We start from the raw sequence: 16,732 nt of genomic DNA on the forward strand, positions 1-16,732 counted from the left end.
GATGAACGAGATCCCTCTCTACGACTGGATCGGCTTCCACGTCTTCCTGCTGCTGCTCTTTGTCGGCGAGTTTCTCATGCTCCGCCGCAAACAGACGCCTGCGCGCGCCATCTGGGCGACATGCATGTGGGTCGGAGCGGCTCTCGCGTTCGCCGGGTATGTTTGGTACACCCTGGGCGGCCCTTACGACATCGAGTTCATCTCCGGCTATGCAATCGAGGAGTCGCTGTCGGTCGATAACCTCTTCGTCTTCCTTCTGCTCTTCCGCGAGTTCCACATCGAAGGTCCGCACCAGCGCCGCGTTCTCTTCTGGGGAATCCTCGGAGCAGTCGTCATGCGCGCAGGCTTTATCGGCCTCGGCATCGAGCTGCTGGAACACTTTGCCTGGGTCACCTACATCTTCGGAGCCTTCCTGCTCTTCGCCGCCGTGCGCCTGCTAATGCCACATGGGGAAAAGAAGCCCGGCAAGCCCGCGTGGACAAAGTGGGTCGAACGCATCGTTCCCGTCTCCAGCAATCAGTCAAGCTTCTTCCTGCGTGAACAGGGCAAGCTGCACCTGACCATGCTCTCGCTGGCGCTCATCGCTATCGCCTTCACAGACTTCGTCTTCGCGCTCGACTCTATCCCCGCGGTGCTCTCCATCACGCGGCACCCGTTCATCGCCTACAGCTCCAACGTCATGGCGGTGATGGGTCTGCGCTCCCTTTACTTCTTGCTGGCGCACCTTCTCGAGAAGCTCGCCTACCTACACTACGGTCTCGCCGCAGTGCTCGGCTTCGCCGCTTTCAAGATGCTCGCGGCAAGTTGGATCGAGGTCTCCGCTCTGGTTTCGCTCGCCATCATCCTCGGCCTGCTTGGCATCACCGTCGTGATCTCACTGCTGTTACCAAAGAAGCACGCGACAGCCTGAGGAGTACCGACCAAGTCGAAATAAGGTACGACAGGGTGCCCCACATACGCGAAGCTTATGTGGGTGTATCAAGCGGAGCTTGATCCGCGTTGTGAGTTGAGTTCTGCAAATAGCAAAAAGACGATTCGCGCTATGCACGAATGCCCACATAAGCTTGCACCCCAGCCAGCAAGCTGGCCGGGGACCCCGCGGCGCGTATGTGGGGCACCCGATGTATCTCAACTACTTAAAATCAACCACACCATCGCGAAGCACCGAGTGCTTCCCAAACTTCACATCATCCCGTTGCGGAAAATCATTCCGGAAATGCGCCCCACGGCTTTCCTCTCGCGCCAGCGCCGCGATCACAATCATCACGGCAATCGCATGCAGGTTCCGAGCCTCAACACTTCGGCGCGCATTCCCTGCCGGCAACACCATCGCTGCAAGCTCAGCCTTCGCCTCGCGCAATCGCTCCGCGTCCCGCAGCAAGCCGGCCTTCTCCCACATCAACGCACGCAGATGCGCAATCCAGGCCTCGACATCTCCCGCATCGCTACCAGCCTGAACCGCCGTCGGAACAATCGCCTTTGAAGCCTGGGGACCACCACACTCTTCGACCATCGCCTCGGCCGCCAGGGCTCCAAAGACCAACCCCTCCAGCAGCGAATTACTCGCCAAACGGTTCGCTCCATGCACCCCAGTGCAGGCACACTCACCCGCCGCATATAGACCCGGAAGCGATGTTCGCCCATGGGTATCCGTACGCACACCACCCATCAGGTAGTGCGCTGCCGGTCGTACGGGAATCAGATCCCGTCCCAGCTCAAACCCATACCTACTCAGAAACGTTGATATGCCCGGGAAACGCGCCTTCAGGTCCTTCTGTACATGACGCATATCGAGATAGACCTCGCCGGTCATGCCCTCGCGCGTAATCGCGCGCGCCACTACATCGCGGGGCGCAAGCTCTGCCAGCTTGTGATACCGCGACATGAAACGCTCGCCCGCAGTATTGCGCAGATAGGCTCCCTCACCACGTAGCGCCTCTGACAACAGAAAGCGCGGCGCATCCACCTGCGAAAAGGCGGTGGGATGAAACTGGTAGAACTCCATATCGCTGATCGCCGCACCCGCGCGCCACGCCATCGCAATGCCATCGCCCGTCGCCACGGCGGGATTCGTCGTATCGCTGTAAACCTGTCCCGCGCCGCCGGAGGCCAGCAGCACCGCACACTCCTCCACTACGCGCGTCTCACCCTGCGCATCTTCCAGCACGACACCGCAGACGCGGCCCGTATCTGCGCGCAACAGGTCGATCGTCGTGACAAACTCACGCACTTCAATGCGTGGATTGGCTGTCACCATTCGCAGCAGAGAACGGGCAATCTCCCAACCTGTGGCGTCGCCATGGGCATGCAGAATGCGCGATCGAGAGTGCGCCCCTTCGCGCGTCCGCATCAGATCGCCCTGTTCGCGATCGAACTCGGTGCCCCATGCCAGCAGCTCTTCCACGCGCGCCGGTCCTTGCTCCACCAGCACCTGAGCGGCCTCGCGGTTCACCAGGCCGTCGCCTGCCATCACCGTGTCGTCCAGATGCTCGGCGACGTCCTCGGCACCGCCCATGGCCACGGCGATGCCGCCTTGCGCATAGGCCGTGTTCGACTCGGCCATCTTCTCCTTCGTCACCACCAGCACGCTGCCAGCCTTTGCCAGCGTCATTGCTGCCCGAAGCCCGGCGATTCCAGCGCCCACCACAACAAAATCAAAACGTTCCGCGGCACTCACCCTCACAGGGTACGCTTCTGATCGCGATACCATAAAGCTGTGCCAGTTATCGCAGTAAATACGCCTACAGCGAACTACAACGTCGTCATCGGCCGCGGCCTTCTGCCAACACTCTCCCGCCGCATCGCCAAACTCACCGGTTCTCCGGCTACCCGGCTCTTCGTCGTCACCACTCCCGAGATCTGGAAGCTGTGGCAGCGCAAGTTCCTCGCCTCCTTCCCCAAGGACGCGAAGCCGGTCGTGCTGCTGCATCCCTCCGGCGAATCCCACAAGCGCTTCGCCGCGGTCGAGAGCCTTCTTGAGCAGCTCGCCGAGAACAAGGCCGACCGCGACTCCGTGCTCATCGCCCTCGGCGGCGGTGTGATCGGAGACATCACCGGTTTCCTCGCGGCTATCTACATGCGCGGCATCCGCTTCATCCAGGTGCCCACCACGCTGCTCGCACAGGTGGACTCCTCGGTCGGCGGCAAGACCGGCGTCAATCTGCGCGCCGGCAAAAACCTCGTCGGCAGCTTCCATCAGCCGCTCGGTGTCTTCATCGATATCGACATCCTCAAAACCCTGCCACCCGCCGAGCTGCGTGCCGGCCTGCAGGAGTCCGTCAAGGCCGGCGTCATTCGAACACCGCGCCTCTTCCGCTACATGGAGTCGGAGTCGAAGGCCATTCTCAAAGCTGATCCTAAAGCCCTTGAAAAGGTCGTCACTGCTTCTGTGAAGATGAAGGCAGAGGTTGTCGGCATCGACGAGCGCGAGAACGGCCTGCGCATGATCCTCAACTTCGGCCACACCCTGGGCCACGCGATCGAAGCCGCTACGAAATACAAGCAGCTTCTGCACGGACAGGCCATTGCCTGGGGCATGATCGCCGCCACCCTGATCGCCGTGGAACGCGGCATGCTTGGTGAGGCCGAGGCGATACGCATCGTCAATACCGTGCTTGCCTACGGCCCGATCCCGAAGTTCCGCGCACCGGCACAGCAGATCGTCGATCTCACCGGTTCAGACAAGAAGAACCGCTCCGGCCAGCGCCGCTTCATCCTTCCGGTCTCCGTCGGCAAGGTACAGATCGTCACCGACGTCACCGAAGCGGAGATGCTGCACGCCACCGAGCAGACACTCAAACTGATGCAGGAGCGCGGAGCATGAGCGCAACCGGAGCGCAACCCGGGGAGAACATGACCGAGCAGCAGGCCGCCGCGGCCGTGCAGCAGATGTTCGACTCCATCGCGCCGAAGTACGACCTGCTCAATCATGTACTCTCCGCCGGCATCGATCGCCGCTGGTGGCGCCGCTGCGCCACGACCTTCCGCGATACGCTCGCAAAGCCTGAGGCCGTCGTCCTCGATCTCTGCTGTGGCACCGGCGACATGACCTCCGCCTTACTGGCGCTTCGCCCTTCGCCCGCCGAGCAGATGGTGGCCATCGACTTCTCGCACGAGATGATCACGCGCGGCATCGAGAAGCATCGCGAACACAACGTCTGCTTCATCGAAGCCGATGCTCTCAACTTGCCGATGCCTGACAACTCCTTTGACCTCGTCGTCTCCGCATTCGGCTTCCGCAATCTCGCCAACTACGACGCCGGCCTGCGCGAGATCGCACGCGTGCTCAAGCCCGGCGGGCAGATCGGCATTCTCGACTTCAACCAGCCCGGTGGACCGATTGGCAAGCTCTATGCTTTTTACTTCCGCCGTGTGCTGCCGGCGATCGGCGCCGCCATCTCCCGCAGCGCATCGGCCTACGCCTACCTTCCTGCATCCGTAGGCCGCTTTCCCAAGCCGCCCGAGATGCTCCGCAAGATGGAAGCCGCCGGATACGCCCACACCACCTGGACGCCCTATACCTTCGGCATCGCCGGCCTCTATCGCGGAACCAGACTGGGATAAGCTAGAGTTCCTCATGCCTGCAGCGGTCCAACCAGTCGCACCCACTGCCCAGCAGGCCGAAAAACGCCGCGCTGCGCTCAGCTCCGTCCTGGCGGCAGCGGGCATCACGGCACTAAAGCTCATCGCAGGCATCGCAACTCACTCACTCGGCATGCTGAGCGAAGCCGCGCACTCCGGCCTGGACCTCGCCGCCGCCGGCATCACTCTCTTCTCCGTGCAGGTCTCCGACAAACCCGCTGACGAAGATCACAACTTCGGTCACGGCAAGATCGAGAATCTCTCATCCTTCGTCGAGACCTTCCTCATGGGGGCATCCTGCCTCTGGATCGTCCTCGAGGCTGTCCGTCGCCTGCTGCATCCGGTCGAGGTTCACAGCAGTATCTGGCCCGTCCTGGTGTTGATTCTCTCCATCGCCGTCGACTACGGCCGCTCCCGGCATCTCTTTCGTGTCGCCAAAGAGTCCGGCTCGCAGGCCCTTGAGGCCGACGCGCTGCATTTCAGCACCGACATCTGGTCCTCCGTCGCCGTGCTGGCTGGTCTCGCAGTAACCTGGGCCGGCAGCTACTTCCACATCCCCTGGCTGCATCGCGCTGATCCAGTCGCAGCGCTCCTCGTCTCCGTTATCATTCTGCAGGTCAGCTACCGCCTCGCCCGCCGCACACTCGACGACCTGATGGACGCGACTCCCACGGAGACCCGCCGCGAGCTGCTGCGCGCCCTCACGCAAGTCCCCGACGTTCTCTCTGTCGACCAGGTGCGCGTGCGTCGTGCGGGCTCCGAACACTTTGTCGATCTCACCCTGGCACTTCCCCGCAACCTCACCTTCCAGCGCGCCGAGCAGGTCACCAAAGGCGCACGCGCCGCCGTACTGCGCATCGTTCCAGGCGCCGACATCGACATCAATACCGTGCCGACAGCCTCTGACTCCGAATCGGTCTTCGATCGCGTCAAAGCCGTAGCCGCGCGGCGCAATCTGAGCATTCATGATCTCAGCGTCCGCGAGATCAAAGACAAGCTCTACATCGAGCTCCACCTCGAAGTCCCCGAGATCATGCACCTCCGTGCCGCGCACGATCTGGTCACCAGGCTCGAGGCCGAGATGCGCCGTGAAGAACCCCGTATCGCCAGCATCCTGACCCACATTGAAAGTGAACCTGCGACCATCGAGCATACGGACGCCATCGCGCGAGACACGCTGCTCGAACGCGGCCTGCGCCGCGCTGCACAAGAGTTCCCGCAGATCCTCGACATCCACGACGTCCTGATCACCCGCACTGGCGACCACCTGCAGATAAACTGCCATTGCACTCTCCCGGACGATCTGCCCATGTCGGAGGTACATGCCATCATCACCGAGGTGGAAAGCCGCATGAAGCGCCAGCACCCTGAGGTCTCACGCGTCCTCATTCACCCAGAACCGGCAACCGACAACCGCCGTTGATCCTGCATCCCTTAATAGCTGTATCCTGAGCTGCATACCGTGAAACTGCGAACCACCATGATCCGCTTCTTCCGCATCCTGCTGGGTGCGGTCGCCATGATGACCGTAGCGCTGCTTTCGGCCTTCATCACCATGCGCCTCGCCATTCACGGCCGCGAGGTACAGATCCCGAACTTCGCGGGCTTGACCTATGAGGAAGCCGCAGCCAAGGCACGCGGCACCGGCCTGAATATGACGCTCGAAAACCGCTATTACTCTGCGGTGGTTCCCGCCGGACGCGTCCTGCAGCAGTACCCCGTAGCGGGAGTACGTGTACGGCGCTCCTGGCAGGTGCGGGTCACCCAGTCACTCGGACCGCAGCGCGTCACCATCCCCAACGCAGTCGGCATGCCGCTGCGGGAGGCCTCGGTCACGCTTCGCCGCGGCAGTCTCGAACTCGGCTCGCTCGCTCACCTCCCCATCGCTGGTCAGGCAGACTATGTCCTGGCCCAGTCGCCGCCACCCAATGCGGAAGGTGTCGACAAACCCGCGGTCAGTCTGCTGCTCTCAGAAGAGGAAGACGCAGAGCCGAAGGCGTGGGTCATGCCCAACCTCTCCGGCCTCACGCTGGCCGAGGCCGGCGCGCGCGTCTCCGCCATGGGCCTGCACATCGCCTACGCCCAGGAAGCCGCCACAGCCATCCCCCCAATTCCCTCCGTCGGCGCCACACCTGCACCACAGCCGGTCAAAGTCATGGGCACCGTCATCGCCCAGTCCCCCGCACCGGGCTCGCGCGTCACCGCCGCTGACCCGGTAAAGCTCACCATCGTCCACTAAGATCACGGGCGCAGGTAATCGCTCTTTATTTGTCATCCTGAACGCGAGCGAAGGACCTGTTTACGCTGCACGCAGTGCAGCCAGTTCGCACCACAGGTGCGAATGCCTCACCTGGGGCCCCTATCAACCTCTGAAGGCAACTAGAGGAAAGCCCGCTCCCTTATTCAATCCTTCAATTCTTCAATTCCCGCGCTGCAGCGGGAACTCATACCGCACCATCAACCCGCCCATCGGCGACTTATGGGCGGAGATCGTTCCTCCGTTCGCCAGCACAGTCTGCCTCGCAATCGCCAGTCCCAGGCCAGCGCCCTTTGTTTCGGCAGAACCATCAGAATCCGACACACGCTGAAAGGGTTCAAAGATCGTCTCTTCCATCCCCTCTGGAATGCCCGGGCCATCGTCATAGATCTTCACCAGGCCCACATCACGGACATCATCCACATGGCTTTCGACCGTAATCACTCGTGCGAATCGAAGAGCATTGCGAAGCACATTGTCGAAGGCACGCTGCAACAGATCGGGATAGCCTTCGATCGCAAATGGTTCCTCCCGGGAAAATGTGACTATCTTTCCCTGATGCTCGCCCTCAAACCGCGCGTTCTCCACGGCGGCCGTCAGAACCCTTGAAACGAAAAACCTGCTCCGGTTCTGATCCATCTCATTGCCACTCTCCAGACGAGCAAAGAGCAGCAGCTGCTGTACCAGGGCATTGAGCTGTTCCGACTCATCCTCAATCCGCTCCAGCTCCGGAGCCTTCGTCGCATCCAACCTGCGCTTGCAGAGCGCAAGGGCAATATTCAAGCGCGTCAATGGCGAACCAAGCTCATGCGCCGCATGCGCCAGAAATGTCTTCTGTTGCAGTACAAGCGATTCGATCCTCTCAGCCATCTCATTGAAGCCGCGGCTTACCCTGCCGATCTCATCGCGCCGTTTTGTCAGTGCGGGCTTGAGGCGTACGCGAAGATCTCCGGTGCCGAACGCCTGGGTCGCCTCAGAGAGCAGCGTAATCGGCCGCGTAAAGTAGAGACTCAATACCAGCGCAGCGATCGCAGAAAACGCGATAAAGCGCAGCAGCATAGCAAATCCGAACTTAGTCTTCGCGCGCCTTGTACCCGGATAAGGCAGCCTGGCGACAAATAAGGGCGATGTGCTCACGGCAGGGTCGGTCCGTACCGCAACCACCGTCTCGTCGATCGTTGCCATCACCATCGGGCTGATCCGGTTTCTCGCCCACTCCAGCAATTCAGACTCGCCGTACGGAAGCCTCACACCCCCCATCGCGGCACCGGAGCCGTTCGATGTCAGGAGATATCCGTTGAAACACTCTGGCCCCAGGCCTCCATGAAAGCCCTGCGCACTCTTCTGAATAGCGAGAGCCGCACACTCCTGTATCTTCGCGATCGGTAACTCTCGCGGCCGCTCGAACAACACCATCCTCGGCTCTCTACTGATGGGCAATACCAGCATGATCAGCAGACTGCCCAGCAGGATCAAAAACCAGAAGGTGCGGAAGATACGGAAGAAGACACTCACAGGCCAGTTCCATCCTGTGGAAGCACATAACTGTAGCCAAGGTTGCGGACACACTTGAAGCGATCTGTGCCGTCCGGATGAATTCCCAATCGCTTCCTGAGATTGTTCACCAGGTTATCGATGGAGCGGTCGACACCATGCGGTTCGCGTCCGAAGATGCGCCGGATCAAATCCTCACGCGGACGTGCTTCACCAGGACACTCCAGCAGAAGCCGCAGCAACTCATATTGACCTCCGGTCAGCTCTACCGGCCTGCCGCTGCACGACACCGTACGAGAGCCCTCATCCAGGAGGAGATCGCCCACAAGCCTGGTTGACACTTCCACAGCAGCAGGTTGTGTCCGGCGCAGAATACTGCCGATTCTCGCGACCAGCTCTTCCGGTTGAAATGGCTTCGTCAGGTAATCGTCGGCGCCATCGTTCAAACCATGGACACGATCGCGCGTCGCTCCTCGCGTGGTTAGCATCAGCACCGGAGTTCGCGTGATCTCCCGAAGCCGCCGCAGAGTCTCAAAGCCATCGATGCCCGGCAGCATCACATCCAGCACGATGAACTGAAACGGGCGCTCTGTCACGTGCTGGATCCCCTCTTCTCCACTGCGCGCGCACGTCACACTGAAGCCGGAAGGTTCGCAATACTCCGCCAGCAGCGCCCCCAGCGAACGGTCATCGTCAATCAGCAGAAGCGAAACACGGGCCTTCGGCGCTTGCACGTTTGCTGTCACGATCGATTGTCACCTGTTCTGATCGCGCGTCTCCACAGAGGTTGTCGTGTGGTCTGCGGCGTGAGATCTGTGGTGATGCTCGTGCACCTCGCGCGGCGATCGAACTGCAATCCACTGTGCTCCACGATCAGTGGTCCCGCGCAGGACCCCACCGACATAGTCCCCTCTTACCGTGCCTGCGCTGCCCCCGACAAAGGACACGCTCATCCCATCCACATGCACTGGAATCGTCCGGCGTGAGCCCTGCAGAGGGAGAAAATCATTCATATCCGCAGCGGTGACGGCACTCAATTGCTGACCTGCGGAGACGATGCGGAAAGTGCTGCGGTGTTTGTCGGTCGGTGACGTGCCCCATACCACGGTCCAGGCGCCTTCCAGCAGGTCCGGTTGCAGCACCTGCGCCTTGGCTTCCTCCGGTTGCACCATACTTTGAGACGTTGCAGGCGCGACAGGCTCATTTGGCCCGTTAAAGCCAAGCAACGCGACAATCGCGGGAACACAGCACGCCACGGCAATCCGTAATCCATACGGATGCTCTTTTTGTAGAAATCTGGTCATCTCAACAGAAGATCGGAGGGGAGGAACGCACTTCAGAGGGAACGAGCCTCCTATACACACTGATCGCTGTGTAATAGGACGCTCGCTGTCCGAATTCGATCCCTTTTCTTTTCAAGCGTCGACACTTCACGACATTCGATAGGCTGCCCGTGAATTCGTTTGTCGTGAATCGTCGTCTACACCTTTCATTTCCCGGGATCGGCCGTCATAGACGCAGGTGCCCATCCCCTCGTCTTCCCTTGCGTGCAAAACGTCCGGAGGATGACAAAGCACCTGGCAAACCATCACAGATCGGACTTTGATTCATGTTGAAATGTGCCGCTTCGGCCTTCCTTCTCGTCTCGACGACTGCGTTATCTGCACAACAGGCCGGCATCGCGACTGCTTCTCTTGAGCTTCCGGACGCGCCTACTCCCCAGTTCCAGACATCATCGCCCCAGACATCGCCACTCCGGACATCGCCACTCCAGGCGTCCTCTGCGCAAGCATTCGCAGCCCTGCCTGCAGGCTCGGCACAGATTTCGGGATCCGTCCTCGATAGCACGGGCGCCATCGTCCCCGGCGCACAGGTCACATTGCTTAATGAAACAGGCACGCCGGTGCGATCCACATCGGTCGATGCCAGAGGAGGATTCCTGTTCGCTCGACTACCTGCCGGGCGCTACCTGCTCCGTGTTACCTGCAATGGCTTTGCTCCCTATGCCTCACCGACCTTCGATCTCTCCGGGGAGCAGACTTACGTCCTACCTGACATCTCGCTTTCCATCGCATCGACCAACACGGAGATCACCGTCCTTCCCACGGAGGTCATCGCCGAGGCCCAGATCAAAGCCCAGGAGCAACAGCGCGTCTTCGGCGTCATTCCGAACTTCTACACGAGCTTCGAACCTCATCCCGTTCCGATGACGACGAAGCAAAAGTTCCAACTCGCAACCCGTGACACGCTCGACTGGACATCGTTCATCGGTGTCACCGTCAGCGCCGGGGTCGAGCAGGCCAACAACTCCTACGCCGGTTACGGCCAGGGAGCCGCTGGATACGGTAAACGTTGGGCGGCACGCTTTGGAGACGGCCGCATCAGCGACTACTTCGACCACGCCATCTACGCTTCACTCTTTCACCAGGATCCCCGTTACTTCTACCAGGGCACCGGCACTACTAAATCCCGTGTCTACCATGCCATCGCCAGCGCATTCGTCGCCCGCAGCGACAGCGGCAACATGATGCCGAACTACTCCTACCTTCTCGGAGCCATGACCTCGGGCGCGCTCTCTAACCTCTACTATCCCCACGCCGACCGCGGCTGGGACCTGGTCTTCACCAACGCAGCCATCGGCATCGGAGGCAGAGCCGCGGGCGCGGTCGCGCGAGAACTACTCGGACGAAAAATCACCAAACACGTCCCCGGCAAAGACGTCCCCTACACTGATCCTGCCAACACGCCATCAGCAGCGACGCACTAGGCGTATCGAACAGATTCCGCGAGCGAATTTGTCGATGCACCCCAATAAATTTTGTTCACCACTTCCCTAAGACTTGTCATCCTGAGCGGACGGGGTCCCCGGCCAGCTTCGCTGGCGGGGGTGGGTCAGCGAAGGACCTGCTTTAGTGCTTCTTCTTCGCGGCTTCGCCGCGAAGAAGAGGTATCGCTCTACGCACGATTGTCCTGCTTAAGCGCACGGCTTCAGCCGTGCGATCTGATGCTGTGTAAGTAAGCGGCTTTAGCCGCTGAGGGCAATGCGGCGGAGAAGCAGATTTTCTCCGCTCCCTTCGGTCACTACGAAATGACAGACAGAAATGTGCGGCAAGATGTAGTACTTCGAGGGGAATGAATCTGACCTCAGCGGCTAAAGCCGCTATCTCTGTAGCTTCCGTATGGGACGGCTGAAGCCGTCCCCTTAAGCAAGGCATTCGCATCTACCGATGCGAACTGGCTACGCGTAACCTGACGCGCTCATGCCAGACGCACTCAGGCAACAAACAGAAACCAGGTCCGAAAAGCCCTATTCAATCCTTCGATCATTCAATTCCAACAAGCGCTTGTCCCAGATCCGCAAGGATATCCTCGACATCTTCACACCCCACCGACAAACGGATCAGTCCATCCGTAATCCCCAGCGCATCGCGCTGTTCCTGGGTCATCGCCGCATGGGTCATCGAAGCCGAGTGCGAGACCAGGGTCTCCACTCCGCCCAGAGACTCCGCCAGATAGCAAAGCTTCAACGACCGCACAAACGCATTCGCTGCTTCCTTGCTTCCGAGCTCGAACGACATCATCGAGCCGAACCCCTTCTGTTGACGCGCCGCAATCGCATGTCCCGGATGTGACGGCAAACCGGGATAAAACACCTGCTTCACCTTCGGATGCTTCGACAGGAACTCCGCTACCACGCGGCCATTCGCATCGTGCTGCCGCATCCGCAGCGCCAGCGTCTTGATACCCCGCAGCACCAGGTAGCAGTCGAACGGTGCCAGGATGCCGCCGGTACACTTCTGCACAAACTCGAACCGCTCCTTGTGCTCCGGCTTTGTCCCGATCAGTACACCGCCCAGCCCATCCGAATGTCCATTCAGGAATTTGGTCGTCGAGTGCATCACGATATCCGCCCCCAGCTCGATCGGGCGCTGGAGATACGGCGATAGAAATGTATTGTCGATCGAGAGCTCTACGCCATGGCGATGCGCCACCCCCGCCACCGCGGCAATGTCCACAATCGACATCATCGGATTCGTTGGGCTTTCGATATGCACCAGCTTGGTCGCAGGCGTAATCGCAGCCTCCACCTTCGCCGGATCGCCGGCGTCTACATAGGTAAACGTCAGTCCATAGTGAACAAAAATTTTGTCGAAGAGCCGTACTGTTCCGCCATAGATGTTCTCGCTGCAGACCACATGATCGCCGGCCTTCATCATCGTGCACAGAGCCGCAATCGCAGCCATACCGCTGCCGAAGACATGACCGCTGGTTCCGCCTTCGAGCTCCGCCAGGCTCTCTTCGAGCGCTGAACGCGTCGGATTGTCCAGCCTGGCATACTCCCAGCCCTTGTTCTTGCCGATCTCCTGCTGCTGATAGGTGGAAGTGAGATACACCGGCACATTGACAGCGCCGGTCAGCTCATCCGGCTCCTGGCCGGCATGAATTGCCTTCGTGGAAAACCCCTGATAGGCCATCGTCGCGTGCACGCCTTACTTGGATTTATCTGCTGGCGCTGCTGCTCCCGAGACCTTCGGGTAGTAGCCGGTACGGGTACGCACCGTCAGCTTATTGAAGCCTTTGTACTTGGCATCGACATGCACCTGACGGTAACCGCCGAGCGCAGGCGACTTCGTCGAGTGGTAGGTAATCGTGTACTGCTCGCGGATGTCCTTCGCCACCTGATCGGCGACCGAGTCTACTTCCTGCAGATTGCGCGGGAAGAAGGCTATGCCGCCTGTCTGCTCCGCCAGGTTCTCCAGCACGCGCTTTGCGTGGCGGCTCTCGCGCTTATCCGTATCCTTGCCGAAGAGCAGGCCCACAGCATAGATCACCGGACCGTCCAGCTCCTGGATACGCGCAATCGCATCCTCCAGCGAGGTGGCCGACGCGTTATCCTCACCGTCCGTAACCACCAGCAACACCTGCTTCGGCTGCTTGGCATTCTTTGCCAGATAGTCCGCCGAGGCCAGCAGCGCGTCATACATCGCCGTTCCGCCGGAAGACTTCACATAGTTCAAGCCCTGCTCCAGCTTAGAAACATCGCTGGTAAAGTCCGTATCGATGTACGGCTCGAACGAAAAATCCACCAGGAATGCTTCATCCTTGGGGTTCGAAAGCTTGATCAGTCGCACCGCCGCCTTGTTCACGGCGTCCCGCTTGTCGTACATCGACCCCGAGCTGTCGATCAGGATTCCCATCGAGACCGGAAGATCCTCCTGCCGGAACGAGTTAACCGTCTGCGGAGTTCCATCCTCGAAGACATGGAAGGCATCCTGGGGCAGTGTCAGGATCGTGCGTCCATTGCCGTCCAGCACGGTCGCGTTCAGGCGGACCTCGTAGGCATCGCGGCGCAGTACATAGCCGCCCTTGCCGCCGGAAATCTTATCTGTCGGCGCGCCTCCAGGCCCCACCGGCGCGGTCGATTGCGCGGGAGCCGTATCCGGATCCGGCGATGCGATCGGATCCCGGTCCACAGTCAAAGAAGGCTGCTGTTGTGCCCAGCCCGCCGTGAAACTACCCACTACCAGGATGGCGCCAAAAACCTTAGTCCGCAGGTGCATAGTACCCCTGTCGATTATGCACGGTCAGAGGGGGTAGTCCGGGCGGTGGGTTGAGTTTCACCTTCAATTTGCGCCAAGTGCCGTCATGCTTCAGGTCGCCCGGGCGGAAGCCGACAACGTACTCGTTGCGCAGCTCCTGCGAGATACGGGCCGCGATATCGCCCAGCTCGGCGACGTCGGTGACGCGGAACATACGGCCGCCGGTCATCTCGCAGATATCGTTCAGCATGATGGGACCGGCGATCTCCTCCGGAGTCGAGGCGTACGTATCGAAGATGCCGATGGAATAAATCTGCACGTCGCTCTCACGTACTGCGCGGCGCAGCTCCCCTTCCGTATAGCGGCTGCGGTTGTCGCCGCCGTCCGAAATAATCAGCAGCGCTTTGCGGTCATACTTCGCATCTTTCAGCTTGTTCAGACCCAGGTAGACGGCATCAATCAGCGCTGTCCTGCTCTCCGGTTTCATCATCGCCATGCGGGCTTCGACGTCATCCACATTCGAGGTGTTGTCTACCACCACGGCAGGACGGTCATTGAATGCGACCACAAAGAACTCATCCTCCGGATTCGAGGTCCGCATAAATGCGCTCAACGCCTTGCGCGCGCGCTGAAACTTCGACCCCATGCTTCCGCTCATATCGAAGATGATCCCGATAGTCACCGGAGCATCATCCAGCGAGAAAGTGCGGATCTCCTGTGGCTGGTTGTTCTCATAGACCCAAAAGTTCTCCCGCTCCAGGCCGGTCACCAGGCGGTTCATCGGGTCGGTTACCGTCATCGGTACCAGTACAAGGTTGACCGAGACACGGATGCTGGCGCCCCGCGGCGCGGAAGCCGCCTCACGGGCGACGTTCTCCCCACCCTCAATCACTTTTTTCGGCTCAACCGGCGGCTTTGGCGGCGGAGGCACCGCGGTATTCACGTCTCCCAGGGGATTCTCCTGTGCCCACACACTCCCGCACAGCGCTATACCCATCACGAGCAGCACTGCCAGGCGGCGCCATACGCGCTGCCCACGCTTCAGCCGACCCTTGAGCCCCAGACCCGCCACCGTTAGCCTCGTTCCGAAGATCATCTCCGGGAAGTACGAGTGTAATCCACCGTTTTCCTGTTTGACGCATCCCCCGATGAAATCGCAGCCTCTCATTCCATGATCGGGAAAACCGGCCCCCGCACTGTCAACAAAATGTCATTCCGAGAGAGCAGATTGGGGAAAACCGGCTCTCCATCGCAGCCTTGACTATTCAACTATTCAACAATTCAACCATTCCACCCCGGCCGCAGGCCCCAGCCTCCCCCAAGTACAATCTCTCCTAGAACCTAAAGATTGGAGTGTCGCCTTCCGCACGCATGGCTCGCATTTATCCGTTCCGCGCCTTCCGTTATAACCCCGCCAAGGTCAAGCTGGAGGATGTCGTCACCCAGCCTTATGACAAGATCACCCCGGAGATGCAGGACCGCTACTACGCGAGGAACCCGCTGAATCTCATCCGTGTGATCCTGGGTAAACACTTCCCCGGCGATACCGAAGAGGGAGAGAACGTCTACACCCGCGCCGCCGACACCCTCAACGCCTGGCGCAAGGACCAGGTGCTGGTCGAAGAGGCGGAACCGGCTATCTACGGTTACTCGCAGGTCTATACCGTCCCCGGCACCACCGAAACACGCGAGCGCCGCGGCTTTATCGCCCTCGGCCACCTCTACGACTACGCCGATCAGGTTGTCTATCGCCACGAACAGACCTTCCCAAAACACAAGTCTGATCGTCTGGCCTTGTTCAAAGCGACCCGTGCCTACTGCGAGCAGATCTACATGCTCTACAACGACCCCGGCTTCAGCGTGGAACGTCTTCTTTTTGAGAACGGTCCCGCGCCCGATCAGGCCGTCGTCGACGACTATGGGGTCCTCCACAAGCTCTGGAAGATCACTGACCCGTCCCTGATCCGCATCATCGTCGGCGCTATGCAGGACAAGAAGCTCATCATCGCCGACGGGCATCACCGTTACGAGACCTCGGTCGCCTATTCCAAGGAGCGCGCTGCCGAGCTAGGTCTGCCCTTCAATCCTGCTCCGGGCTCTGAGACCGCAGGCGCCGATGAGGCAGAAAAGCTGCATGTCACCGCCACCGACCTGCCCACGCCGGCCTACCCCGAAGCAGCCATGATGATGACCTTCGTCAATATGGCGGCGCCCGGAATCACCATTCTGCCGACGCACCGCGTGCTCAACGGCCTGCAGAACTTCTCGGCAGACGACTTGCTCGCCGAGGCCTCTCCGTACTTTGACGCCGCTCCGCTGAACGGCAGCAACCACGTCGCCCTCAAGGCTGCGCTCGATGCGACCGAAGGCGTAGCCTTCGTCGCGGTGACCGCCCGTGGAAGCTGGCTGCTCACTGCAAAATCTGACGCCATTGCTCCGAAGCTGCAGGAGTTTTCTCCGCGCCAGCGCCAGCTCGATGTCGTCCAGCTCCACGGCCTGCTTTTTGCGCAGATCCTCGGTCTTTCGCAGGAACAGGTGACGAAGCTGGGCAACGTAAAGTACCTTCGCGAAGCATCCGAGGCCGTGGACCTGGTGAATAAAGGAGAGGCGGACGTCGCCTTCCTTACCAAGCCGGTTACATTGCAACAGCTCCGGGATGTCGCCTTCGCGAACGAAGTCATGCCGCAGAAGTCCACGGACTTCTATCCGAAGTTGCTGAGCGGTCTTGCCATCTATGCCTTGGACTAGAGCATTTTTCCTGTTGCTGGGTATCCCGACAGAGGAGTGCAGCGGCGTTTTCATTGCGGAAAACGCCCATCGATGTGGAAGCCCTACTCTGCACCGGCAGAAAAAATGCTCC

At 60.2% G+C, this 16,732-nt stretch carries 14 protein-coding genes; 7 read left to right on the forward strand and 7 right to left on the reverse strand.

Annotated features, from left to right (window positions below; all coding sequences use genetic code 11):
* Window position 1 precedes the first annotated feature (1 nt).
* Window positions 2–910 carry a TerC/Alx family metal homeostasis membrane protein gene (locus tag AB4Y89_RS11810; RefSeq protein WP_442301125.1) on the forward strand — a complete coding sequence of 303 codons (909 nt, stop codon included), beginning with the start codon at window positions 2–4 and terminating at the stop codon, window positions 908–910.
* Between the two features lie 222 nt (window positions 911–1,132).
* Here AB4Y89_RS11810 and nadB read toward each other — a convergent pair whose 3' ends face one another.
* Window positions 1,133–2,677 (reverse strand): L-aspartate oxidase, encoded by a 1,545-nt coding sequence (nadB, locus tag AB4Y89_RS11815; RefSeq protein ID WP_442301127.1) that lies wholly within the window; start codon window positions 2,675–2,677, stop codon window positions 1,133–1,135.
* Window positions 2,678–2,716: 39 nt separating this feature from the next.
* Here nadB and aroB point away from each other — a divergent pair, with 39 nt between their 5' ends.
* The 4 genes from aroB to AB4Y89_RS11835 are packed head-to-tail and all read left to right on the forward strand — an operon-like array spanning window position 2,717 to window position 6,820.
* Window positions 2,717–3,823, forward strand: coding sequence for a 3-dehydroquinate synthase (gene aroB, locus AB4Y89_RS11820; protein WP_442301128.1), 1,107 nt, complete (start codon window positions 2,717–2,719; stop codon window positions 3,821–3,823).
* A complete protein-coding gene (gene ubiE, locus AB4Y89_RS11825; RefSeq protein ID WP_442301129.1) occupies window positions 3,820–4,563 on the forward strand; it encodes a bifunctional demethylmenaquinone methyltransferase/2-methoxy-6-polyprenyl-1,4-benzoquinol methylase UbiE in 744 nt (247 codons plus the stop codon). Before aroB ends, ubiE begins: the two co-directional genes overlap by 4 nt.
* 13 nt (window positions 4,564–4,576) lie before the next feature.
* Window positions 4,577–6,004, forward strand: a complete 1,428-nt coding sequence (locus tag AB4Y89_RS11830; RefSeq protein ID WP_442301130.1) for a cation-efflux pump — start codon at window positions 4,577–4,579, stop codon at window positions 6,002–6,004.
* A gap of 39 nt (window positions 6,005–6,043) precedes the next feature.
* Complete coding sequence (locus AB4Y89_RS11835) at window positions 6,044–6,820, forward strand: PASTA domain-containing protein (RefSeq protein ID WP_442301131.1); 777 nt, start codon at window positions 6,044–6,046, stop codon at window positions 6,818–6,820.
* 180 nt (window positions 6,821–7,000) lie between these two features.
* Here the strand turns inward: AB4Y89_RS11835 and AB4Y89_RS11840 are convergent, their stop codons facing one another.
* From AB4Y89_RS11840 to AB4Y89_RS11850, 3 genes are read right to left on the reverse strand one after another with little or no spacing between them, the layout of a single operon-like run.
* Window positions 7,001–8,353: an ATP-binding protein gene (locus AB4Y89_RS11840; RefSeq protein ID WP_442301132.1), complete on the reverse strand. Its 1,353-nt coding sequence runs from the start codon at window positions 8,351–8,353 to the stop codon at window positions 7,001–7,003.
* Window positions 8,350–9,078, reverse strand: a complete 729-nt coding sequence (locus tag AB4Y89_RS11845) for a response regulator transcription factor (protein WP_442301133.1) — start codon at window positions 9,076–9,078, stop codon at window positions 8,350–8,352. The genes AB4Y89_RS11840 and AB4Y89_RS11845 overlap by 4 nt, the downstream gene beginning before the upstream one ends.
* Window positions 9,079–9,087: 9 nt before the next feature.
* Window positions 9,088–9,636 (reverse strand): hypothetical protein, encoded by a 549-nt coding sequence (locus AB4Y89_RS11850; protein WP_442301134.1) that lies wholly within the window; start codon window positions 9,634–9,636, stop codon window positions 9,088–9,090.
* Between the two features lie 305 nt (window positions 9,637–9,941).
* On the opposite strand from AB4Y89_RS11850, the gene AB4Y89_RS11855 reads away from it, so the two are divergent.
* Window positions 9,942–11,099: a carboxypeptidase-like regulatory domain-containing protein gene (locus AB4Y89_RS11855; RefSeq protein ID WP_442301135.1), complete on the forward strand. Its 1,158-nt coding sequence runs from the start codon at window positions 9,942–9,944 to the stop codon at window positions 11,097–11,099.
* A 556-nt stretch (window positions 11,100–11,655) separates the two neighbouring features.
* On the opposite strand, the gene AB4Y89_RS11860 is transcribed toward AB4Y89_RS11855, so the two are convergent.
* Genes AB4Y89_RS11860 through AB4Y89_RS11870 form a run of 3 tightly spaced genes read right to left on the reverse strand, consistent with a single transcriptional unit; the run spans window position 11,656 to window position 15,040 of the window.
* Complete coding sequence (locus tag AB4Y89_RS11860; protein WP_442301136.1) at window positions 11,656–12,819, reverse strand: trans-sulfuration enzyme family protein; 1,164 nt, start codon at window positions 12,817–12,819, stop codon at window positions 11,656–11,658.
* Between the two features lie 3 nt (window positions 12,820–12,822).
* A complete protein-coding gene (locus AB4Y89_RS11865; RefSeq protein ID WP_442301137.1) occupies window positions 12,823–13,893 on the reverse strand; it encodes a VWA domain-containing protein in 1,071 nt (356 codons plus the stop codon).
* Window positions 13,877–15,040, reverse strand: coding sequence for a VWA domain-containing protein (locus tag AB4Y89_RS11870; RefSeq protein WP_442301138.1), 1,164 nt, complete (start codon window positions 15,038–15,040; stop codon window positions 13,877–13,879). The genes AB4Y89_RS11865 and AB4Y89_RS11870 overlap by 17 nt, the downstream gene beginning before the upstream one ends.
* A 185-nt stretch (window positions 15,041–15,225) precedes the next feature.
* Here AB4Y89_RS11870 and AB4Y89_RS11875 point away from each other — a divergent pair, with 185 nt between their 5' ends.
* On the forward strand, window positions 15,226–16,620 hold the full coding sequence (locus AB4Y89_RS11875) for a DUF1015 domain-containing protein (protein WP_442301139.1): 1,395 nt from the start codon (window positions 15,226–15,228) through the stop codon (window positions 16,618–16,620).
* Window positions 16,621–16,732 lie beyond the last annotated feature (112 nt).

It is taken from the genome of Terriglobus sp. 2YAB30_2 (assembly GCF_052114765.1).
Classification (GTDB): Bacteria; Acidobacteriota; Terriglobia; order Terriglobales; family Acidobacteriaceae; genus Terriglobus.